This is a genomic window from Silvania hatchlandensis (genome assembly GCF_025564065.1).
Taxonomy (GTDB): domain Bacteria; phylum Pseudomonadota; class Gammaproteobacteria; order Enterobacterales; family Enterobacteriaceae; genus Enterobacter; species Enterobacter hatchlandensis.
This window is the reverse complement of the sequence record NZ_JAMGZK010000043.1, coordinates 101,725-122,484: the sequence shown is the minus strand read 5'-3', so window position 1 is coordinate 122,484 and position 20,760 is coordinate 101,725. Positions and strand designations below refer to the sequence as shown.

Genomic DNA, 20,760 nt, shown 5'->3' with positions numbered 1-20,760 from the left:
CATATTTACTAACATATAGACATATTCTGGCAATTTGCTCTCATGCAGACGTATGGGATAGATAGTTGCCTTACCCACTTTGGCGTACACTTTGAAAAAGCCAGGAGGAAGACAATGAAAGAGAACGATATTGCTGAGATTCTGACCACCACCCAAACGATTGCTCTGGTCGGGGCAAGTGACAAGCCCGACCGGCCGAGCTATCGGGTGATGAAATACCTGCTCGATCACGGTTATCACGTGATCCCGGTGTCGCCGAAAGTGGCGGGTAAGACGCTGCTGGGGCAACAGGGCTATGCGACGCTGGCGGATGTGCCAGAAAAAATTGATATGGTGGATGTGTTCCGCAATTCCGAAGCCGCCTGGGGCGTGGCGCAGGAAGCTATCGCCGTTGGGGCAAAAACTCTGTGGCTGCAGTTGGGCGTCATTAATGAGCAAGCCGCCGTGCTGGCGCGTGACGCGGGATTACAGGTGGTGATGGATCGCTGTCCGGCGATTGAGATCCCGCGCTTAGGGTTAACCCGCTAAACGCGGAAGGTAAGCCCGGTGAGCATTGCGCCACCGGGCTTTTTTTTCATCATTAATTGCGCAGGCGCGGGGCCTGTAACTGTCGACGAATGGTTTGTGCCAGTTCATCCATGGACGGCTGTTCGGGGTGCTCGTCCTGCGGCTCGCTACTCAACTGGGCTTCGGCAAGATAGGTATGCATCGCCTGGCCATCGTCATCTTCCATCACCACGTGATACCAGGGTGCGGCGCGGAGTTCTGCGTTAACCGCCAGCTCATCGGCTGACGGTTCGTCGAGGGAATATTCCGGGTCGATATCCACAACCACACCCAGATACCCTAACAGGGAGTGGCGGACCTGCTGGCCGATACCGTATTTGCTGGCAATCATAGTCACCTCCCGGGAAACGTTACTTACACTCAAGGTGAGGGCAACATTCCACTTTTCAAGTTACATGATGCGACAGGCAAACCCTTTCAGATATAGCCCTTCCGGATAGGTAGCGATCACCGGGTGATCGGCCGCCTGACGGAACTGTTCTATAAATTGTACATCACGACCCGCATCTACAGCGGCATCGGCGACAATTTTCTGGAACAGGTCTGTGGTCATCAGGCCGGAACAGGAGAAGGTCAGCAGCACGCCGCCTGGGTTAAGTAGCTGAATTGCCAGCATGTTGATGTCTTTATAGCCGCGACACGCGCCCATCAGCTGGTTTTTGTTTTCGACAAATTTTGGTGGGTCCATCACGATGACGTCGAAGGTTTCCCCCTGATCGCGATATTTGCGCAGCAGTTTGAACACATCGTCGCGCACAAATTCCGCTTTGCTCAAATCCAGCTTGTTCAGCTCGACGTTCTGCTTCGCCACGTCCAGCGCTTCCTGGGAGGTATCGACGCTCACCACCTGGCTGCAGCCGCCCATCAGGGCAGAAACCGCAAAGCCGCCGGTGTAGGAGAAGCAGTTCAACACGCGCTTGTCTTTCACGTACTGGCGGGTTGCCAGACGGCTGTCACGCTGATCGAGGTAGTAGCCAGTTTTATGTCCGCCCTGGATATCCACCAGCAGCTTCATGCCGTGCTCTTCAATCGGCAGCAGGGCAGGCGGCAGTTCGCCGGTCACGGTGCCTTGCGTCAGCTCCATGCCCTCTTTTTTACGCACCGCAACGTCGCTGCGATCGTAAATGGCGCACTCAGGAAACAGCGATTGCAGGGCGCTGATTAACGCCGCACGCTGATATTCTGCTCCCGCGCTTAACAGCTGCAGCACCAGGAAGTTGCCAAAACGATCGATAGTGACGCCCGGCAGACCGTCGGATTCACCGGCGATCAGGCGATAGCTGTCCAGCCCGTCGCGTTTTGCCAGCCAGTCGCGCCACTGCTGCGCCTGCTGTAAACGACGGGTGAAAAAGGCGATATCAATTGTCTCGTCTTTATCGAAGGTCCAGACACGCGCGCGGATCTGGGAAGCAGGTGAGTATGCGCCGCGGGCTAACCATTTGCCGTGATGGTCGACGATATCAATGGTTTCTCCGAGATTGGCTTTGCCTTCTACGCGAGCAACCGCACCAGAAAAGACCCAGGGATGACGGCGCAGTAATGACTTCTCGCGCCCTTTGGCTAACACTAAACGTACACTCATAATTTGCTATTCTGTCGATTCGAAAAGATGGCCGCCATTTTCCCGAGTTCAGCGAGGAAATGCAACGCGCCAGACAGGGATAAGGAGAACGATGATGTCAAAAGTCTGCATAATCGCGTGGATCCACGGTACGGTTCAGGGCGTCGGGTTCCGATACAGCACGCAGCGGGAGGCTACAACGCTCGGACTGACCGGGTACGCGCGCAACATGGATGACGGCAGTGTCGAGGTGGTCGCCTGTGGCGAAGCGGAAAAGGTAGAACAGCTGGTTGCCTGGCTTAAAGCCGGTGGGCCACGCAGCGCGCGGGTTGAGAAGGTCTTATCAGAACCGCATCAACCCGGCAGGGAATACGTCAATTTCGGTATTCGGTACTAAATACACTTCACGGGCTTCGGCAGACCGGCGATTTTGGTCGCCTGTTTGGCTGGGCCTTTCGGGAACAGGCGGTACAAATAACGGCTGTTACCCTTTTCCTCGCCATACTTATTGGCCATCGCTTTGACCAGCATGCGAATGGCGGGGGAGGTATTAAATTCCAGGTAGAAATTGCGCACAAAGTGCACCACTTCCCAATGTTCGGGCGTCAGGGCGATCGACTCTTTTTCAGCAATAGCGGCCGCCAGTCCTTCGCTCCACTGGCTGGTCTCTTTCAGATAGCCTTCGCTATCGGTTTCAATCTCTTTACCTTCAAAGTTCAACATAATCATCACGGGTTTATCGAAAACCGCAGCAGTTTAGCAAAAAAAAAAGCCCCGCATAAGCGGGGCCCGGTATACAGCACAGCGGGTTAATTGCGGTTTGCAAAGCCCAGGATGCTCAGCAGGCTGACAAAGATGTTGTACAGCGACACATACAGGCTCACGGTGGCGCGGATGTAGTTGGTCTCGCCGCCGCGAATGATGTTGCTGGTTTCCATCAGGATTGCGCCAGAGGAGATCAGGATAAATACGGCGCTGATCGCCAGGTGCAGAGCCGGCAGCTGCAGGAAGATGTTTGCCACCATCCCGACCAGCACCACCACGATGCCTGCCATCAGCATACCGCCGAGGAAAGACATGTCTTTGCGGGTGGTCAGCACGTAGGCAGAACAGCAGAAGAACACTAATGCCGTACCGCCCAGCGCCAGGCCGATCAGATCGCCCATCCCGGCAGACAGGAAGGAGTTAAGCATTGGCCCCAGGATGTAACCCAGGAAACCGGTGAAGGCAAATGCCGCAATAATACCGGTCGGTTTGTTGGCCAGCTTGTAGGTCAGGAACATCAGACCATACATGCCCACCAGTGTCAGGATAATACCCGGCGATGGCAGCATCAGAACGGTGCTGGCGGTCGCTGTCAGCGCAGAAAAGGCCAGCGTCAGGCTCAACAGGAAATAGGTGTTACGCAGCACTTTGTGGGTGCTGAGTAGCGATGTGCGGTCGTGTGAAGAACTAACAATACGATCCATGAGTCACTCTCTTATGACAGATGTAATTAACGGCAAGAATAGAAAACGATACGCCGGGAACCTAGCTATTTTACCCATCTTTACGCATAGCGTTAGGCGTCGTTCAAGCATTTTATGTTCCATAACTGCAATTTTGCCGAACGAAGCGCGGTTTGTCAGCGCTAATCAGATCAAGCTCTTATAGGTTACTGAAATATATTGCCTTATTACAGTCGTGGCGCTAAGAGTTATTGCGCATCGTCAGACAAAAAACAATAAGGCGAAGGAAATGAAACCATCATCACGCACTATTTTTACACTCTCTCTGCTGACGGCAGGCATCCTGAGCGCCGGCACAACGGCTTTTGCCGCCAGCGTACCGGCGGGAACCGTGCTGGCAGAGAAGCAGGAGCTGGTCAGGAATAATGGCAATGAACCGGCATCGCTCGACCCGCATAAAGTCGAAAGCGATGTCGAATTTAATATTATCAGCGATTTATTCGAAGGACTGGTCAGTGTCGCCCCGGACGGCACCATCCAGCCGCGGCTGGCCGAGAAATGGGAGAATAAAGACAACACCGTCTGGACCTTCCATTTACGGCCGGGCATCACCTGGAGCGACGGCACCGCCATTACCGCACCGGAAGTGGTCTGGAGCTGGCAACGACTGGTGGATCCGAAAACCGCCTCACCCTATGCCAGCTACCCCGGCAACATGCACATTGTGAACGCCACGGATATCGCTCAGGGTAAAAAAGCCCCCGAGACGATGGGCGTTAAGGCGCTAAACGATACCACCCTTGAAGTGACACTTACCCAGCCTAATGCCGCATTTCTGGCGATGCTGGCGCACCCGTCGCTGGTCCCGGTCGACAAGATCATGATTGGCCGTTACGGGGATAAATGGACCCGCTCGGAGCATTTCGTCAGCAGCGGCGCCTATACGCTGAGTAAATGGGTGGTCAACGAGCGGATTATCGCCGAGCGTAATCCGCGCTACTGGGACAATGCCCATACCGTGATTAACAAGGTAACTTACCTGCCGATCACCTCCGAAGCCGCCGATGTGAACCGCTACAAGGCCGGTGAAATTGATATTGCCTACACGCTGCCCATCAACCAGTTTGCCCAACTGAAAAAAACCATGGGCACTGAGCTGGACGTCTCGCCGCAGCTGGCAACCTACTACTACGAGTTCAACACCACCCGCCCGCCGTTTAACGATCCGCGCGTGCGCAAGGCCCTGAACCTGGCGTTGGATAAAGACATCATTGCCGACAAGGTGCTCGGGCAGGGGCAGCGACCGGCCTGGGTCGTCAGCCAGCCGGATATCGGCGGCGTGAAGCTGAAAAGCCCTGAATACGCCAGCTGGCCGATGGATAAGCGCATTGCCGAGGCTAAAAAGCTGCTGAACGAGGCGGGCTTTAACGACAGCCATCCCCTGAGTTTTAATCTGCTGTACAACACCTCTGAATCGCACCAGCGTATTGCCATCGCCGCCAGCTCGATGTGGAAGAAAAACCTCGGCGTGGAAGCGAAGCTGCAAAATCAGGAGTGGAAAACCATGCTGGACACCATGCACACCCACAATTTTGATGCGGTGCGCTACGCCTGGATCGCCGATTACGACGATGCAGCCACCTTCCTGAACAACTTCCGTACCGGCGACAGCGAGAATACCAGCCAGTACAGCAATCCGGCCTACGATGAAGCGCTGGTTGAGGCGGCAAAAGCGAAAACCACTGCCGAGCGCGGGAAGTTCTATCAGCAGGCGGAAGATCTGTTGGGTCAGGATGTACCCGCCATTCCGGTTTATCACTATGTCCGCACCCATCTGGTGAAGCCGTGGGTAGGAGGATTTACGCCGGATAAGCTGGGGTATTACTACACCAAAGATATGTACATCAAAAAGCATTAACGCCTTGAGGGTAATGCGTGCTGATAAAATAGCCAATATGTTGTTGATACAACCAATTAAACGCATTTTGGCTATTTTTAAGACGAACGATAAGGTTCGCTCTTTACAGGGCACAAGGAGCTGTTTATAGTTCGCCTCACTTAGGAAGCGTGGCCGAGCGGTTGAAGGCACCGGTCTTGAAAACCGGCGACCCGAAAGGGTTCTAGAGTTCGAATCTCTACGCTTCCGCCAATTTCTTAATAAAATCAATAGCTTAAAGTGTGTTTTTGATTTTATGGTGCATTAGATGATACAAAAAAAGCTCGTGTAAACGAGCTTTTTTTGTATCTAAACTTCTTCATTTTACTACCCTCCTACTAAGAAGATTGTTTTTTAGCGAGATTTGAATCTTCTGAACTTCTGTTAGTGTAATCCGGTTCTGGATTTTTCTTCGCTTCTAATTTAAGTTTTGCTCAAGTGGATAACCGAATCCTGGTGCGTAACAGCTTTAGCTTCCACCCGGATGGTCGTCCGCGTGAACAGCATCTGAAGAGTTTTATCGCTAACCACCGCAAGTCTTTTGAGCGCCGTTTCCCGATGCTCAATCAGGTTGATTTTGAATATTCCTGGAGCGGGGCCATCTGCCTGTCAGAAAACCACGAGGCCTTCTTTGATCTGCTGGGGCCTAATGTGTATGGCGCGTTGTGCTGCAACGGTCTGGGGATCACCCGCGGCACGGCAACTGGCACGCTGCTGTCCGACATGATCGCCGGGGAGAGAAATGAACTGATTGATTTCCTGATGGCGTCGCCGGGGCCAAATAAAACGCCGCCGGAACCTTTCCTGTCGATTGGCGTGAACTCGGTGCTGAAGTGGGGCCAATACCGAGCGGGTATGGAGGTGTAGCGTTTTTTTTCTGCCCCATTTGCGGTTTTTTTCAGCAAGAGCCCTGGGTCGTTGAAAGAGACGCAAATTCTTGAATTTTGTGCTTTACACAACGCACTGGGATGTTTATAGTGCGCCTCACTTAGGAAGCGTGGCCGAGCGGTTGAAGGCACCGGTCTTGAAAACCGGCGACCCGAAAGGGTTCTAGAGTTCGAATCTCTACGCTTCCGCCAAATTTGAAAACCCTGCGATAGCAATATCGCAGGGTTTTTTTTTATTTTTACTGTTTATCAGTATGCCATTCAGTATGCCACCTGACCCAGGCCACAATCTCACCGCAACAGGAGCGGAAATTCTATGACCGAAAGACTGAATGACTATAACCAGCCAGTCGGTGACGCACTGCCCGAGTGGAGCGGCGCCCGCCTGCCTGACGCCCCCTCCCTGCAGGGGCGCTACTGTCGGCTCGAACGCCTCAGCGCTGACCGCCACGCGGCCGGGCTTTACGAGGCCTATCGCGACGCGCCGGATGCACGCGACTGGACCTATTTGCCGTCAGGGCCTTATGAAACCCCGGAGGCGTATCGCGCCTGGCTGCTGAATGCCGAAATGCAGCGCGACCCGATGCATTACGCGGTGATCGACGCCAGTACCGGCCAGCCGGTTGGCACCGTGGCGCTGATGCGGATCGATGCCGCTAACGGGGTGATTGAGGTGGGCTACGTGACCTATTCCCCGCGCATGCAGCGCACGCGGCTCGCCACTGAAGTGATGGCGCTGTTCCTGCGCTATGTTTTTGACGAGCTGGGCTACCGTCGCTTTGAGTGGAAGTGTGACGCCCTGAATGCCCCGTCCTGCGCGGCGGCGACACGCTTTGGCTTCACCTTCGAAGGTATTTTCCGCCAGGCTGTCGTGACCCGCGGGCGCAACCGGGACACTGCCTGGTACTCCATTATCGACAGCGAATACCCGGCCCTGATAACTGCCTTTGAACGATGGCTTGCACCGGATAACTTCGATGCAAACGGCGTTCAGCAGCAAAAGCTGGGCACGCTGGTTGCTGAAAGCCGAGCGGGTCGCTGAAAAGAGCATCGTCGTTGATCAGCGGTCATCAAGGTCTTTTTTCTCATGCTGAATAAGCCAGGCTTTGCGCGCGACGCCGCCGCCATAGCCGGTCATCGCGCCATCTTTGCCGATGACCCGGTGGCAGGGGATCACAATGGCTACGCGGTTAGCACCATTGGCGTTAGCCACGGCGCGAACGGCATCGGGCTTGTCCAACTGCCGGGATAACACCTGGTAATGTGAGGTCTGGCCATACGGGATCGCCCGTAATCCCTGCCAGACGGCGCGCTGAAAATCACTCCCCGGGGTATCGAGCTGCAGATCAAACGCCTGACGCATGCCGGAAAAATACTCGCCGATCTCTTTTTCCGCCTGGCGGGTATGGCGGTTTTCCCCGGAGAGGATCCGCGCGTTCAGCAAACGCTGGAGATCGCGAAATTCGGTCTCCAGCATTCGACGATCGGTAAATTCAAGCAGGCATACACCGCGTTCAGTTGCACAGACAAACATCGGGCCGAGCGGGGTGGTAAAGCGGTGGATCATAATTAACTGGCGCTGCTCTGTGGGCGCAACGCCCGTGAGCCGTTTGCAGGTATAACCAAAACCGCTTAATGATTCATAGCCGCTATCAAACGCCACATCAGTGGCGGTACGTCCGCCTTTCAGCTCCTGAAGGGCGACATTCACCCGCTGCATGCGTTGAAAAGCCTGAAAGGTCATACCGTGATGCTGAAGAAACCAGCGCCGCACGCGCTCGGGGCTGATGTCGAGTTGACGCAGATCCGCATCGCTAATGCGTGTTTTCGGGTGCGCTCGCACCTGTTCCAGCGCCTGTTCGATAAAAAGCGGGGCGCTGTGCGCATTTTCTGTGGGCCGGCACACTTTGCACGGGCGAAATCCGGCATCCAGAGCCGATTTAAAATCGTCATAAAACTCAACGTTCTCGCGTTTCGGTTTCCGCGCCCGACAGACGGCAATACAAAATACCCCGGTCGTTTTTACGCCCACATAGAATACGCCCGTATACTCTGAAGCGCGTTCAAGCAGGGCCTGATACCAGATATCGCACTGGCCGTTATCAAGAACTCTCATTAATAAAAACTCCTGCAAACGACTGCTGTGACGGGATCGCACGCATGAACGTCGTGAGCGTTGAGTGCATTTTCGAATGGATAAAATTGCCCATCGAGATGCGTTTTACGCCGAGTTCCCCCAGCCTGTCGAAGGTGGGTAGATCGGGCATACACATCACGTTTAGCGGCACAGGGATGTCCTGCGCCAGGATAGCAATATCATGCTCTGAGGTCAGGCCGGGCACAAACAGACCGTCGGCACCTGCCTGCTGATATAACCGACCCCGCAACAGCGTTTCGTGCAATGCCTGAGGATGATTCAGCAGAAACGTATCGGTACGAACGTTGATAAACAATCGACAACGCGCGTCATCCAACTGATGACGAATCGCGGTTAATCGACGGGCAAAAACCGCCGCATCGTCAAGCTGTCGGACACCCTTAATCACGCGGCTGTCCTCAAGGTTGACGCCCACCACGCCAAGCTCAGCAAGGCGCGTAAGGTTAGATGTGATGTCGCTCGCCGACGCGCCGTAACCCGCTTCCACATCGACACTTAATGGCAGGCATGTGACGGATTTGATGCGCGTCACGATATACAGCAGCTCATCGAAAGAGAGGCCTTCTCCGTCCTCGTAACCTAGCATCGCGGCAATGGCGGCGCTTGAGGTGCCCAACGCCTGATAACCAGCCTCATGCGCAGCCCTCGCGCTGGCCGCATCCCAGACATTGGCCATCAATAAGGGGGTGTTTTGTTGATGCAGTGCAGTGAAATCCATAACGTTCTCCCGGTGTGAGGTTCGGGATGATTCTGGAGCATCCGGCGAAACGCTGACAACCGAAAATCGGACGACCATTTTTGGGATGTATCAAAGGTCATTCACCTGCATCACCAGCTCCGCCATGCTCTTCGCGTCCATCTTCTCCATTACCCGGGAGCGGTGTACCTCTACCGTGCGTAACGCGATATTCATCTTCGCGGCAATATCTTTGTTCATCAGACCGGCGACGACACAGTGCGCCACTTCCTGCTCTTTTGGCGTCAGCCGCGCGAAGCGCAGCTTCAGGTCGTGCGATTTCGCAAGCGCGGCAGAATGCGCATAGCCTCGGATAATCGCCTCTTTCAGGGCCGTGATGGCAACCGGTTTCTGTAAAAAATCAACCGCGCCGGACTGGATCTCTTTGACGGCCATCGGCACGTCGCCATGCCCGGTCAGGAAGATCACCGCCAGGGTGCTGTTTGCCTTGCGCATCGCCTGAAAAAGCGCGTGCCCATCCAGACCCGGCATCCGCATGTCCAGCAGGGCAATGCCCGTGGCGGCCAGCGATGCGTCCTGCAGAAACTGTTCGCTGTGGTTCCAGCACTGAACCCTGTGACCCAGGCTCTCGAGCAAATAGCGACAGGCATGTGTAACGGCCTCATCGTCGTCAACTAAATGAATCATGGTGCATTTCCGGTATTGGCGCGGGCAGGGAAGGTCAGGGTCACCAGTATCCCCTCACTTCCGTCCGGCGCGGGGTGATTGTTCACGCCGATCTCGCCATTGACGCTACGTAGCAGCCGCTGGCAGATAACGAGTCCGAGGCCCATGCCCGTTTTTTTGCTGGACTGGAACGGGCGGAACAGATCGCTAAGTTGTCCGGCGGACAGGCCGCCCGCGTTATCCTGTAGCGCGAGCCGCTGCTGATGATCAACGCGGTCGAGGGTAAACCACAGGCGCGTTGCGCCCGCCTGAACCGCATTCACAATGATATTCGCCAGCACCTGCTCCAGCAGCACCGGGGGCAGTAACAGCAGGGCCGGTTGCGGGCTGTTAATCTGAACCTGAAGGTCCGGGGAAAGTTTATCCAGCTGTAGCAGGGCAATCACGTGCCGGAGTGTGTCGGCCACCTCGCCGGGAGCGCGGGTATCGATATCCCGATCGCTGTGCCGCACCGGGTTTGCCCACTCCCGCAGATGTTTGATAATCAGCCCGCAGCGCTCGGCCTGGGCGTCAATATTCACCAGCGCCTTTTCGACAGCCTGATGACGCTCCGTCTGCGCGAGGTGATTCAACCCGCCCTGGGCATACATGCGGATGGCGGCCAGCGGTTGATTAAGCTCGTGCGCAAATCCGGATGCCATCTCTCCCAGGATGCTCATTTGCCTGGCCTGCTCAAGGGTTTGCTGCTGCACACGAAGCTGGCCGTTGGCCTGCTCCAGCGCTTTTCCGCGTCGGTTGACCAGCACCATCACCCAGCCATAATTGACGACAAATAGCAGCGCAAGGCACAGGAGTAAGGCGACAGGGGTCCGGTGTTGATTCAGCCAGTCAAGCAGGGTTTGCCCGATCCGCTGTTGCTCCGGGTGATGATGAAGTTCACGCAGAAGCGCCTCGGTGTCGCTGGTGGAGGCCGGTGCGCCCCAGCGCCATGCGCCTGATTCCGGCGCGTTCAGCAACGCTTTTGTGACCGCATCGGCCACCCGATCGCCGACACCCGGCAGGGCGGCAAACGACCAGTCCGGGTACAGCGGGGTGCTGGTCAGGCAGTGAAATGACGCGGGTTTTTGCAGCAGAACCCGAAACTGGCTTTTCGCGATCAACCCTTCTTTATCCATGCTCTCGAGTAAACACACCGGCACAATGGCGGCCTGAATGGCATCTTCGCGCAGCAGATAAAGCAGCGCATCCGCCGGGAACCCCACGTAACGCACATCCACCTTGTCATCCACCCGCAGCCCGGCATTCAGCAGCTCCCGGTAGCCCAGCAGATACCCGCCAAAGGCCTGCGGGTCAATGGCGCCCAGCGTTTTTCCGGCCAGATCCCCGGCGCGAGTGAGGTTGCTGTCCCGGCGTACCACAATGGCGCTGCCGGTCGCCATGCTCTCTCCTTTACCGGAACGCAGCGAGGCCAGCCAGCGCAGATGGTAGTGGCTATTTAACTGCACAAACTGCGCCTGATTAGTCAGCACAAACTGCAGGGTGCCTTTATTCACCGCCTCGCGCATGCCGTTGAGATCCAGCGGCAGGAGTCGAAAGTGGGCATCGGGCACGGTGGTATTGAGCGAGTCGATCAGCGGTTGCCAGTGCGTGCGGGTGGCTGTTTCGCCGCGTAACGCCAGGATGCCGATCGTCCATTCGGCCGCCCACAGGGGAGAGGTGAGTCCGGTAATTATCAGGAATAAAAGGGCTTTTACCCGGCGATCCATGCAGCTGATGCTCCTTTCTTTTGCGTTAGATCAAGCCCGCCCGGTTTATGTGGTTAACCACAATAGATGGCGACCCGGCCAGATTTTTAGACTGTAACTAACCACATTTGGTTAGGTAATTCCATCCCTAATCTTTTTCTTAATCGCGCTGTGAGTGGAGGTCACCATGGACATCAGTAAGCGCCATTTTTTGCAGAAAATGGGCGTTGTCACGGCCGGGGCTGCGCTGGTTCCGTTGGCCGATGCGGGGATCGCATTCGGGCCCCAGCGGCATGAAGGTTCGGATGAACATCGCTACGCCATGCTTATCGATCTGCGTCGCTGTATTGGCTGCCAGTCCTGCACGGTGAGTTGCACCATCGAAAACCAGACCCCGCAAGGGGCGTTTCGCACCACCGTCAGCCAGTACCAGGTGCAACTGACCCACAGCGATGAGGTCACCAACGTGTTACTGCCCCGGCTTTGCAACCATTGCGATAACCCGCCGTGCGTGCCGGTATGCCCGGTTCAGGCCACCTTCCAGCGCCAGGATGGCATCGTGGTGATCGACAATACCCGCTGCGTGGGCTGCGCCTACTGCGTGCAGGCGTGTCCCTACGATGCCCGCTTTATTAACCACACCACCCAGACGGCGGATAAATGCACTTTTTGCGCGCACCGGCTTGAGGCCGGGCTGCTCCCGGCCTGCGTCGAGTCCTGCGTGGGGGGCGCGAGGATCATCGGCGACCTCAAGGATCCGCACAGCACAATAAGCCAGATGCTGGCGACGCACCGGGACGCCATCAAGGTGCTGAAGCCGGAAAACAAAACGAACCCGCACGTCTTCTACCTTGGTCTGGATGAGGCGTTTGTCTCTCCGCTTCAGGGGCGCGCGCAGCCCGCGCTGTGGCAGGAGGTGACCCATGGTCATTAATGAAATAGTGGCCCAACCCCAGCCCATCAGCTGGCTGCCCTGGGCGGTGCAGTACTTTTTCTTTATCGGCATCGCGTCCTGCGCCGCGCTGCTGGCCTGCGTGGCCCGCTGGGTGAGTCATCAGCACAGCGAGCAATTTGAGCGGGTGTGCCTGTTCATCGCCTTAACCTGCGGGATCACCGCCCCGCTGGCGCTGACCGCCGATCTGCACCAGACCGCCCGGTTCTGGCATTTCTACGCCTGGCCCACCCCCTGGTCCTGGATGCCCTGGGGAGCGCTGTTTTTACCGCTGTTCACGCTGCTGCTGGGGCTGTGGTTTGTGCTGTTCCATCTGCGCCCGGCTACCGTGCGCTTTACTCCGCTGCTGCGCTGGCTTGCGCTCGGTGCCGCGCTGACGGCGGTCGGGTTGCTACTGTATACCGGGCGAGAAGTGTCGGTGGTGCGGGCCCGACCGCTGTGGTTCAGCTACGCATTCCCGGTCGCCATGTTTATCAGCGCCATGAGTGCGCTGCTGGCGCTGCTTAGCGTGGCAATGCGCGATGTCGCCCGACGGCTGGCGCAAGGGCAGGTGTTGACGCTGCTGCTGCTGGCGGGGGTGATGCTGGCGTGGTATCTGGGCGACACCCTGTCAGGCGACGCGCTGCGCCAGCAGTGGCAGGGCAATCCTCAGACCCGGGTTGACATCCTCATCCTCATCACGCTGTGGGCGGCAGCAGTGGTTTTTGCGCTTGTTGCCAGCCGCAACACCCTGCCTTTGACGGCAACCCTGGCGAATGCGCTGCTGGTGGCCGGACTGTGCTGGACGCTGCGCTGGGCCGTGCTGATGGGTGGGCAAACGATCCCGAAAAACAACGCGCTGATGAATGATTACACCCTGCCCATGGGCACCGACGGTCTGCTGGCAATTGTCGGCACCTTTGGGCTGTGGTTTGCCCTGATGATTACCGTCCGGGAGGGCGTCAACTGGCTTTCAAGGAGGCTTCAACATGCCTGAATTATCCCGTCGTCAATGGTTGAAAATAGGCGTTGCCGTCGGTGGCTTTGCGGCCTTCGGTCTGAGCTATCGCGATGTGGCAAAACGGGCCGTGGATGGGCTGGTCAACGGCACCTCAGGGAAGGTGACGCGCGACAGGATCCACGGCAACTCACTGCCCCCGGAAGGGATCGCCCACAATGGCTGGACGAGCACGCCGGATCAGGCGATCGCCATGACCCAGTGCTTTGGCTGCTGGACGCTGTGCGGGATCCGCGCGCGGGTCGATAAGACCACTCACCAGGTCCTCCGCATTGCCGGCAACCCCTGGCATCCGCTCTCGCATGAGCGACCGTTCGACAGCATGATGCCGTTTGCCGAGGCCATGACCAGGCTGGCGGGTGAAAGCGGGCTGGATTCTCGCTCCACCGCCTGCGCGCGCGGGGCAACCCTGCTGGAGAGTCTGAATAGCCCACTGCGCGTACTTACTCCGATGAAGCGCGCCGGAAAACGCGGAGAAGGTAAGTGGCAGCGCATCAGCTTTGAACAGCTGATCGCAGAGGTCGTCGAAGGGGGAGATCTGTTTGGCGAAGGCCATGTTGACGGGCTGAGAGCCATTCGCGATCTCACCACCCCGGTGGATCCCCGGCATCCGGCTTTCGGTCCGAAGGCCAATCAGCTGCTGGTCACTAATACCAGCGATGAAGGCCGGGACGGGTTTCTGCGCCGCTTTGCCCAGAACAGTTTTGGCTCAAAAAACTTTGGTGCTCATGGGGCCTACTGCGGGCTGTCGTATCGTGCGGGATCCGGCGCGCTGATGGGCGATCTGGATAAAAACCCGCACGTTAAGCCGGACTGGGAAAACGTCGAATTTGCGCTGTTTATGGGCACCTCGCCCGCGCAGTCCGGTAACCCCTTCAAGCGCCAGGCCCGCCAGCTTGCCAGCGCCCGGCTGCGCAATAACTTCAACTATGTGGTGGTTTCACCCGCTCTGCCGTTGACCACGGTGCTGGCCGACGACCACGGCCACTGGCTGGCGATCAAACCGGGCAGCGATTCCGCGCTGGCGATGGCGATGATCCGCTGGATTATCGACAACCAGCGCTACGTTACCGAGTACCTGACCCTGACCAGCCGCGAGGCAATGCTACGCGCCAGAGAGAAAAGCTGGAGCAACGCCTGCTGGCTGGTGATCGGCGATGATAACCATCCCCTCGCCGGGCAGCATTTACAGCTTTCCCACCTGAGCGGCAGCGATGCCGGAGCCGATGAAGCGCTGGTGGTGAACGAGGCGGGCCATCTGGTGCCCGCCAGCCAGTGCGATCGCGGCACGCTGTTAGTGACTCAGCAGGTGACCCTGCACGACGGCGCGACGGTCAGGGTAAAAAGCAGTTTCCAGTGCCTGAAAGAGTCGGCGGAAAGATTCACCCTGGCACAGTACAGCCAGCAGTGTGGGGTGGCGGAAGAAAGGATTGTCGCCCTGGCAACCGCCTTTACCCGCTACGGGCGCAAAGCGGCGGTAGTCACCCACGGCGGGATGATGTCCGGGAACGGCTTTTATAACGCCTGGTCGGTGATGATGCTTAACGTGCTGCTGGGGAACATGAGCCTCAGCGGCGGGGTGTTTGTCGGCGGCGGCAAGTTTAACGGCGAGGTTAACGGGGCGTGCTACAACCTGGAGCAGTTCCCCGGCAAGGTTGCGCCCAAAGGGCTCAATATTGCCCGCAGCAAAGCCGATTACGCCAAATCCGAGGAGTACCAGCAGAAAGTCGCGGCGGGGCAGTCGCCGTGGCCTGCCAAAGCCCCGTGGTATCCCTTTGTCGCCGGACAGCTAACCGAGCTGTTACCCTCCGCGCTGGAGGGCTACCCCTATCCGCTGAAAGCGTGGATCTCGAACATGACCAACCCGCTGTACGGGGTGCCAGGAATGCGCACGGTCATTGAGGAACGCCTGACCGATCCGCAGCGTCTGCCGCTGTTTATCGCCATTGATGCCTTTATCAATGAGACTACCGCCCTGGCGGACTATATCGTGCCGGATACCCATAATTTTGAAAGCTGGGGATTCAGTACCCCCTGGGGCGGGGTGGCCAGTAAAACCACCACCGCCCGCTGGCCGGTTGTTGAACCGGCGACCGCCAAAACCGCACAGGGTGAGCCGATATCGATGGAGGCCTTCTGCATTGCGGTGGCAAAACGGATGCAGCTTCCGGGGTTTGGCGATAAGGCGATCCCGGATGCCGGCGGGAACCTGCACGCGCTTAACCGCGCAGAAGATTATTACCTGCGCGTTGCCGCCAATATCGCCTTTGCCGGACAAAAGCCGTTGCCCGCGGCCGCCGAACAGGACATCACGCTGTCCGGCGTTGAGCGTATTTTCCCGTCCATTAACCAGACCCTGAAGGCACAGGAGTCGCTGCCGGTGGCCTTCCTGTACAGCCGGGGAGGGCGCTTTGCCCCGGATGCTTCCGGGCGCAAAGCCGGCGTCGTAGGCACCGAGTGGATCACGCCGCTGCAGATCTGGAACCCGCAGGTGGCGGCCTACAAACATGCCATTACTGGCGAGCGATTCAGCGGCTGCCCGACCTGGTATCCGGCGCGGCTGTCAGATGGTCAGGCGCTGGAGGCAGTGTATCCCGATGCGCAATGGCCGATGAAGCTGATGTCGTTTAAATCCAACCTGATGAGCAGCTCGAGCACCGTCGTTGAACGGCTGCATCACGTTAAGCCGCTGGGGCTGGTGGCGATCCATCCCACGGATGGCTTACGTTTTGGGCTCCAGCATGGCGACATCGCGCGGATCACCACCCCGGGTGGCAGCGTCGAGGTGCAGGTCAGCGTGCTCTCGGGGGTGATGCCGGGGGTGATTGCGATGGAGCATGGCTACGGGCACAAGGAGATGGGGGCGCGTCAACACTGGCTGGATGGCGAACCGCTGGCACAGAAAAGCCACATTGCCTCCGGCGTTAACCTGAACGATCTCGGCTTTGCCGATCCCACCCGCAAGGTGGCCGGTCCGTGGCTGGACTGGGTGACGGGGGCCTCCGTGCGTCAGGGATTACCGGCTGTGATTGAGAAAGTGTGATCGACAGGGCGCTCTGTTATCGGGGCGTCCTGCCCGGTGGCCTTTATCTTCGCTGTCGTTTGTCACCGCGGATTAAATTCTGCAGAATAGGCCGGTCTGACCCTCCGAACCTCACCTGATGAAGATAATCCTGATGAAAAAAACGCTGCTGTGCTCCCTCCTTATTATTGTGTCTGGCTCCGCATGTGCGGCAGCGCAGACGGTATCGCAGCTGGCCGACGTGGTTAACCCGGCCATTACCGCGCTGATGAAAGAGCAGGCGATTCCGGGGATGGCCGTGGCGATCGTTTATCAGGGCAAACCGTATTACTTTACCCGCGGGCTGGCGGATGTCGCCGGGAACAAACCGGTCACCCAGCAGACCCTTTTTGAACTCGGCTCGGTGAGCAAAACCTTTACCGGTGTGCTGGGGGGCGAGGCGGTGGCGCGGGGTGAAATCGCACTCAGCGATCCGGCGAGCAAATACTGGCCTGCGCTGTCAGGCAAGCAGTGGCAAGGCATAACGCTCCTGCATCTGGCAACCTATACCGCCGGGGGGCTGCCGCTGCAGGTGCCGGAAGATGTCACCAGTGCCGCGTCGCTACAAAAATTTTACCAGTCCTGGCAACCCCAGTGGGCACCCGGTACCCGTCGCCTGTATGCCAACGCCAGTATTGGTCTGTTTGGTGCGCTGGCGGTCAAGCCTTCGAAGATGAACTTTGAGCAGGCGCTGACCCGCCGGGTGTTAAAACCGTTGAATCTGAAACACACCTGGGTCAATGTTCCGACCAGCGACGCAGCGAACTACGCCTGGGGCTACCGGGACGGCAAGGCGGTGCACGTATCACCGGGTATGCTCGATGCTGAAGCCTACGGAGTAAAAACCTCGATCGTGGATATGGCGAGCTGGCTGCAGGCCAATATGCAACCCTCGGCTATCAAAGACGCGTCGCTGAGAGAGGGGATGCGTCTTGCCCAGTCGCGCTACTGGCAGGTGGGGGACATGTACCAGGGATTAGGCTGGGAAATGCTGAACTGGCCGGTGACATCTCAGATTCTGGAGCAGGGGGCGGATAATCAATACGCTCTGGCGCCGCATGCGGTCACGGCCATCAATCCTGCCGCGCCGCCGGTGAGCGCCTCCTGGGTACACAAAACCGGGGCCACGGGGGGGTTTGGCAGCTACATTGCTTTTATCCCGGAGAAGAACCTCGGGATTGTGATGCTGGCAAACAAAAATTACCCAAATACCGCCCGGGTGAAAGTGGCGTATCAGATCCTCGAGGCCCTGCAGTAATGCCACCAGGCCTGCTGCGGCAGGCCTGGATTGTCGGGCTTAGTGCGGCGGGTGCTGTTTCAGTAGTGCATCGAGATTTTTGCGCGAGGTGGTGATAATCGCCCACGGATCTTTCGGCGAGTCATGCTCGACGATGAACCACTGCACGCCGCTCTTGCGCGCCGCATTCAGAATAGAATTCCACTCGAGGATCCCTTCCCCCATCGGGGAAAAATTCATCTCATCATCGCGCACGCCGATACCCGAATTGTCCTTGGCATGGATGGCGTAAATACGGCCCGCATAGCGGGTGATGAACTGTGCCGGATCCTGACCTCCGCGGGAGACCCAGGCCACGTCCAGCTCCAGCACCAGGTTATCGCGCTGGGTGTTTTTCATAATGATGTCCAGCACGCTGTCGGTACCGTACTTCTTCATCTCGAAATCGTGGTTATGGAAGGCCAGCGTGATCCCTTCATTGCGTAATTTTGCACCCATCGCATCCAGGCGTTTGGCATAGTCAACCCAGCCCTGCTGCGTTGTTGGACGGTCGGCGGCTTCAATCCACGGCACCACGATGTGCGTATTGCCTACCGCTTTGTTGAACGCGACGGTCGTGGCAAAATCCTGCTCGAGCGCGGACAGCTGCACATGCGCCGCCACCACGTTGAGCTGATTCTTTTTCAGGATCTTCTGCAGGGCGGGAGCATCCACCCCGTGGGTGCCCACCAGTTCCACATTTTTGAATCCGGCTTTTCCGGCCATCGCAAACTGGGCATCGGCATCACCCACGTTGCGCAGTGTGTACATCTGCAGGGCAATTTCGTGACGGGTCTCTTTGGCCTGGGCATACGCCCCCAGACTCGCCACCAAAAGGAGGCCGCAAAGCATAGCGCGTTTGATCATCGTTATTCCTTAGTGAAAAGTAATCGATTACAAAATACAGATATAAAGTAATCGATTACAAACTGCGCGGGCTAAAAGTGTGACGCAGCGCAATTGTTTAACGCCACCCTCCCAGAATTGATAATGAGAATGATCTTGATAATCATTATCATCAATGCATATAATCCGCCCAAAATTCGCAGCGCAAAAAATGCCTTAAAAATTAAACGGATACTTATGTTAAATCAGGGTAACTTTTTCAAACCGCTGGTCCTTGGCAGCATTTTGCTGATCGCCGGGTGCCACAGTCCGCCTTCTGTCACGGAGAGCAAAACCCAGCTGGCGATTGACTGCGACTGTATTCAGGACGTCGCAACCGGGAGGTCTATCACCCCAGCCGACCTGATGGCGGAGCTCGCCAGCGCGCCGGTGGTCATTGTCGGTGAAGAGCACACCAATCAACGCCACCACCAGATTGAACAGTGGCTGCTGCAAAACCTGAATAAAACCCGTCAGCAGGGCAGTGTGCTGTTGGAGATGATCAACAGCGATCAGCAGGCGGCGGTGGACCGCGTCAAAGCGCAAAGCCTGGCGGGCACCAGGGTTAGCGCCACCCGCGCGGCAGAAGCGATGCGCTGGAACAGCGGCTGGCCGTGGGCGCTGTACCGCGATGTGGTGATGACCGCCCTTGAGGGCCCTGGCCCGCTGCTGGCGGCCAACATCAGCCGTGAGCAGGTCTCTGCCCTGTATAAAAATCCTGTCTTCCCGCCGGGGGCGGCCTCTTCGCGCGAGCAGGTGCGTGAAGCTTTGTCCGCCATTATCTATCTTATGCATGACGGCCAGTTAACGGGGGAGCAGGTTCACGCCATGCTCTCCATCCAGCAGCAGCGGGATCGGTTTATGGCTGAGCAGCTCCGCCGGGCACCGCGTCCTGCGCTGCTGATTGCCGGGGGCTATCACGCGGCGAAAGATATTGGCGTGCCGTTGCATCTGGCCGATCTTAATGTTGAACCGCCGGTCGTGGTGATGCTCACCACTGACGGAACCAAAGTGAGCGCGAAGCAGGCGGATTACATCTGGTCGGTTCCGGCACAAAAGCAGCCTTAATATGAATGTGAATAACCTCATGCCTCGCGCGCCGTGGACGTGGAGCGCCACGGCCAGCGTGTTGTTCCACGCGGCGCTGGCTCTGCCATTTATTGTGCAGCTTAACCGCCCGCAGCCACAGACCACTCCGGCTGCGGTCATGGTTCAGTATTCACCGGAGTTTGAAGTGGCCTTGATCAGGCCCGACCTGGCGGCTGGCGTCAGTCAGCAGCGTAAGGTTGAGGCCATGACCGAGGAAGAACGCACCCACAGCAAAGATCTGCCAACGCTGCTGGTACAGGAAGAGGCGGAGCTGAAAATTGCCGCCGCAAAGCCGGAGCCCAAAGCCCGTAAGAAGCCGGACATCAAGAAGAAAAGCCAGCGTGAACAGAAGGAGGAGAAGGGCAATTCAACCACCACCAGCCTGGCCGCGCCGCCGGTGCAAAAGGTGCAGACCCTGCGCAATGCCGCCCCGTTAGATACGGACGCCACGCGGATCAGCCAAAGCAAAATCAGCTGGGAGTCGCTGGTCAAAGGCAAGATCAACAAAATGCGTAACTACCCTGAGGATGCCCGGCGTCGCAAACGGACCGGGACGGCGGTGATTACCTTTAGCGTCGATGCCCGGGGCGAGATCCTCAGTACGAAGCTGGTCAGCTCGTCAGGCACCCTGTCCCTGGACAAGGCCGCATTAACGGCGCTGATCAATGCCCGACCGCTGCCGCCACCGCCAGAAGAGCTGGTGCGCCAGGGTGTATAGAAAGTCACGCTGCCGGTTGAATTTGGCTTACTGGATATTTAAACCCTCTGCTTTTATTACCCAGTAAATGCATTACTGCTGAATATAACGTTTTAAATTAAATTTTGCTTGATAAGG

20 protein-coding genes and 2 tRNA genes are annotated in these 20,760 nt (G+C 57.4%); 13 read left to right on the top strand and 9 right to left on the bottom strand.

Features of this window, described 5'->3' with window-relative positions:
- The first annotated feature begins 114 nt into the window (after nt 1–114).
- Nucleotides 115–528, top strand: a complete 414-nt coding sequence (locus M8014_RS07315) for a CoA-binding protein (protein WP_271281856.1) — start codon at nt 115–117, stop codon at nt 526–528.
- Between the two features lie 52 nt (nt 529–580).
- Here M8014_RS07315 and hspQ read toward each other — a convergent pair whose 3' ends face one another.
- Entirely contained in the window at nt 581–898 is a 318-nt protein-coding gene (gene hspQ / locus M8014_RS07310) for a heat shock protein HspQ (protein WP_271281855.1), read from the bottom strand.
- Between the two features lie 60 nt (nt 899–958).
- The gene (gene rlmI / locus M8014_RS07305) at nt 959–2,149 is read right to left on the bottom strand and encodes a 23S rRNA (cytosine(1962)-C(5))-methyltransferase RlmI (protein WP_271281854.1); all 1,191 of its coding nucleotides are present in this window, start codon (nt 2,147–2,149) and stop codon (nt 959–961) included.
- Nucleotides 2,150–2,243: 94 nt separating this feature from the next.
- Here rlmI and yccX point away from each other — a divergent pair, with 94 nt between their 5' ends.
- Nucleotides 2,244–2,525 (top strand): acylphosphatase, encoded by a 282-nt coding sequence (yccX, locus tag M8014_RS07300; protein WP_271281853.1) that lies wholly within the window; start codon nt 2,244–2,246, stop codon nt 2,523–2,525.
- Here the strand turns inward: yccX and tusE are convergent.
- Both tusE and yccA read right to left on the bottom strand, forming a co-directional pair.
- Nucleotides 2,522–2,851, bottom strand: coding sequence for a sulfurtransferase TusE (gene tusE, locus M8014_RS07295; protein WP_271281891.1), 330 nt, complete (start codon nt 2,849–2,851; stop codon nt 2,522–2,524). The genes yccX and tusE overlap by 4 nt on opposite strands.
- Before the next feature lie 86 nt (nt 2,852–2,937).
- The gene (yccA, locus tag M8014_RS07290) at nt 2,938–3,597 is read right to left on the bottom strand and encodes an FtsH protease modulator YccA (protein ID WP_271281852.1); all 660 of its coding nucleotides are present in this window, start codon (nt 3,595–3,597) and stop codon (nt 2,938–2,940) included.
- A gap of 268 nt (nt 3,598–3,865) precedes the next feature.
- On the opposite strand from yccA, the gene M8014_RS07285 reads away from it, so the two are divergent.
- The 5 genes from M8014_RS07285 (at nt 3,866) to M8014_RS07265 (ending at nt 7,441) form a co-directional block, all read left to right on the top strand.
- Complete coding sequence (locus M8014_RS07285; RefSeq protein WP_271281851.1) at nt 3,866–5,494, top strand: ABC transporter substrate-binding protein; 1,629 nt, start codon at nt 3,866–3,868, stop codon at nt 5,492–5,494.
- 143 nt (nt 5,495–5,637) lie between these two features.
- Nucleotides 5,638–5,725 (top strand) — tRNA-Ser (locus M8014_RS07280).
- A gap of 225 nt (nt 5,726–5,950) precedes the next feature.
- Nucleotides 5,951–6,379 carry an FAD-dependent oxidoreductase gene (locus tag M8014_RS07275; RefSeq protein WP_271281850.1) on the top strand — a complete coding sequence of 143 codons (429 nt, stop codon included), beginning with the start codon at nt 5,951–5,953 and terminating at the stop codon, nt 6,377–6,379.
- A 124-nt stretch (nt 6,380–6,503) separates the two neighbouring features.
- Nucleotides 6,504–6,591: transfer RNA gene (locus M8014_RS07270), tRNA-Ser, on the top strand.
- A gap of 124 nt (nt 6,592–6,715) precedes the next feature.
- On the top strand, nt 6,716–7,441 hold the full coding sequence (locus M8014_RS07265) for a GNAT family N-acetyltransferase (protein ID WP_271281849.1): 726 nt from the start codon (nt 6,716–6,718) through the stop codon (nt 7,439–7,441).
- A gap of 18 nt (nt 7,442–7,459) precedes the next feature.
- Here the strand turns inward: M8014_RS07265 and M8014_RS07260 are convergent, their stop codons facing one another.
- From M8014_RS07260 to ttrS, 4 genes are all read right to left on the bottom strand, one after another.
- Nucleotides 7,460–8,515 carry a bifunctional transcriptional activator/DNA repair enzyme AdaA gene (locus M8014_RS07260; protein ID WP_271281848.1) on the bottom strand — a complete coding sequence of 352 codons (1,056 nt, stop codon included), beginning with the start codon at nt 8,513–8,515 and terminating at the stop codon, nt 7,460–7,462.
- Nucleotides 8,502–9,275 carry an isocitrate lyase/PEP mutase family protein gene (locus M8014_RS07255; RefSeq protein ID WP_271281847.1) on the bottom strand — a complete coding sequence of 258 codons (774 nt, stop codon included), beginning with the start codon at nt 9,273–9,275 and terminating at the stop codon, nt 8,502–8,504. The genes M8014_RS07260 and M8014_RS07255 overlap by 14 nt, the downstream gene beginning before the upstream one ends.
- 90 nt (nt 9,276–9,365) lie before the next feature.
- Nucleotides 9,366–9,941: a tetrathionate respiration response regulator TtrR gene (gene ttrR, locus M8014_RS07250; protein ID WP_271281846.1), complete on the bottom strand. Its 576-nt coding sequence runs from the start codon at nt 9,939–9,941 to the stop codon at nt 9,366–9,368.
- Nucleotides 9,938–11,686, bottom strand: coding sequence for a tetrathionate respiration histidine kinase TtrS (gene ttrS, locus M8014_RS07245; RefSeq protein ID WP_271281845.1), 1,749 nt, complete (start codon nt 11,684–11,686; stop codon nt 9,938–9,940). The genes ttrR and ttrS overlap by 4 nt, the downstream gene beginning before the upstream one ends.
- A 166-nt stretch (nt 11,687–11,852) precedes the next feature.
- On the opposite strand from ttrS, the gene ttrB reads away from it, so the two are divergent.
- The 4 genes from ttrB to ampC all read left to right on the top strand — a co-directional run bounded on the left by ttrB (nt 11,853) and on the right by ampC (nt 17,933).
- Nucleotides 11,853–12,599, top strand: a complete 747-nt coding sequence (ttrB, locus tag M8014_RS07240) for a tetrathionate reductase subunit TtrB (protein WP_271281844.1) — start codon at nt 11,853–11,855, stop codon at nt 12,597–12,599.
- Nucleotides 12,589–13,593, top strand: coding sequence for a tetrathionate reductase subunit TtrC (ttrC, locus tag M8014_RS07235; protein ID WP_271281843.1), 1,005 nt, complete (start codon nt 12,589–12,591; stop codon nt 13,591–13,593). Before ttrB ends, ttrC begins: the two co-directional genes overlap by 11 nt.
- Nucleotides 13,586–16,657, top strand: a complete 3,072-nt coding sequence (ttrA, locus tag M8014_RS07230; protein ID WP_271281842.1) for a tetrathionate reductase subunit TtrA — start codon at nt 13,586–13,588, stop codon at nt 16,655–16,657. The genes ttrC and ttrA overlap by 8 nt, the downstream gene beginning before the upstream one ends.
- A gap of 133 nt (nt 16,658–16,790) precedes the next feature.
- The gene (gene ampC / locus M8014_RS07225) at nt 16,791–17,933 is read left to right on the top strand and encodes a CMY2/MIR/ACT/EC family class C beta-lactamase (protein ID WP_418939599.1); all 1,143 of its coding nucleotides are present in this window, start codon (nt 16,791–16,793) and stop codon (nt 17,931–17,933) included.
- A gap of 39 nt (nt 17,934–17,972) precedes the next feature.
- Here the strand turns inward: ampC and M8014_RS07220 are convergent, their stop codons facing one another.
- Nucleotides 17,973–18,818 carry a sugar phosphate isomerase/epimerase family protein gene (locus tag M8014_RS07220; protein ID WP_271281841.1) on the bottom strand — a complete coding sequence of 282 codons (846 nt, stop codon included), beginning with the start codon at nt 18,816–18,818 and terminating at the stop codon, nt 17,973–17,975.
- Nucleotides 18,819–19,034: 216 nt separating this feature from the next.
- Between M8014_RS07220 and M8014_RS07215 the strand changes: the two genes are divergently transcribed.
- On the top strand, nt 19,035–19,904 hold the full coding sequence (locus tag M8014_RS07215; RefSeq protein ID WP_271281840.1) for a ChaN family lipoprotein: 870 nt from the start codon (nt 19,035–19,037) through the stop codon (nt 19,902–19,904).
- Between the two features lies 1 nt (nt 19,905).
- Entirely contained in the window at nt 19,906–20,643 is a 738-nt protein-coding gene (locus tag M8014_RS07210; RefSeq protein WP_271281839.1) for an energy transducer TonB, read from the top strand.
- Nucleotides 20,644–20,760: the final 117 nt, after the last annotated feature.

Bases quoted from the DNA above. Each gene is read 5' to 3' on its own strand.
- M8014_RS07315 (WP_271281856.1), top strand. From the start codon at position 115: ATGAAAGAGAACGATATTGCTGAGATTCTGACCACCACCCAAACGATT.
- hspQ (WP_271281855.1), bottom strand. From the start codon at position 898: ATGATTGCCAGCAAATACGGTATCGGCCAGCAGGTCCGCCACTCCCTG.
- rlmI (WP_271281854.1), bottom strand. From the start codon at position 2,149: ATGAGTGTACGTTTAGTGTTAGCCAAAGGGCGCGAGAAGTCATTACTG.
- yccX (WP_271281853.1), top strand. From the start codon at position 2,244: ATGTCAAAAGTCTGCATAATCGCGTGGATCCACGGTACGGTTCAGGGC.
- tusE (WP_271281891.1), bottom strand. From the start codon at position 2,851: ATGTTGAACTTTGAAGGTAAAGAGATTGAAACCGATAGCGAAGGCTAT.
- yccA (WP_271281852.1), bottom strand. From the start codon at position 3,597: ATGGATCGTATTGTTAGTTCTTCACACGACCGCACATCGCTACTCAGC.
- M8014_RS07285 (WP_271281851.1), top strand. From the start codon at position 3,866: ATGAAACCATCATCACGCACTATTTTTACACTCTCTCTGCTGACGGCA.
- M8014_RS07265 (WP_271281849.1), top strand. From the start codon at position 6,716: ATGACCGAAAGACTGAATGACTATAACCAGCCAGTCGGTGACGCACTG.
- M8014_RS07260 (WP_271281848.1), bottom strand. From the start codon at position 8,515: ATGAGAGTTCTTGATAACGGCCAGTGCGATATCTGGTATCAGGCCCTG.
- M8014_RS07255 (WP_271281847.1), bottom strand. From the start codon at position 9,275: ATGGATTTCACTGCACTGCATCAACAAAACACCCCCTTATTGATGGCC.
- ttrR (WP_271281846.1), bottom strand. From the start codon at position 9,941: ATGATTCATTTAGTTGACGACGATGAGGCCGTTACACATGCCTGTCGC.
- ttrS (WP_271281845.1), bottom strand. From the start codon at position 11,686: ATGGATCGCCGGGTAAAAGCCCTTTTATTCCTGATAATTACCGGACTC.
- ttrB (WP_271281844.1), top strand. From the start codon at position 11,853: ATGGACATCAGTAAGCGCCATTTTTTGCAGAAAATGGGCGTTGTCACG.
- ttrC (WP_271281843.1), top strand. From the start codon at position 12,589: ATGGTCATTAATGAAATAGTGGCCCAACCCCAGCCCATCAGCTGGCTG.
- ttrA (WP_271281842.1), top strand. From the start codon at position 13,586: ATGCCTGAATTATCCCGTCGTCAATGGTTGAAAATAGGCGTTGCCGTC.
- ampC (WP_418939599.1), top strand. From the start codon at position 16,791: ATGAAAAAAACGCTGCTGTGCTCCCTCCTTATTATTGTGTCTGGCTCC.
- M8014_RS07220 (WP_271281841.1), bottom strand. From the start codon at position 18,818: ATGATCAAACGCGCTATGCTTTGCGGCCTCCTTTTGGTGGCGAGTCTG.
- M8014_RS07215 (WP_271281840.1), top strand. From the start codon at position 19,035: ATGTTAAATCAGGGTAACTTTTTCAAACCGCTGGTCCTTGGCAGCATT.
- M8014_RS07210 (WP_271281839.1), top strand. From the start codon at position 19,906: ATGAATGTGAATAACCTCATGCCTCGCGCGCCGTGGACGTGGAGCGCC.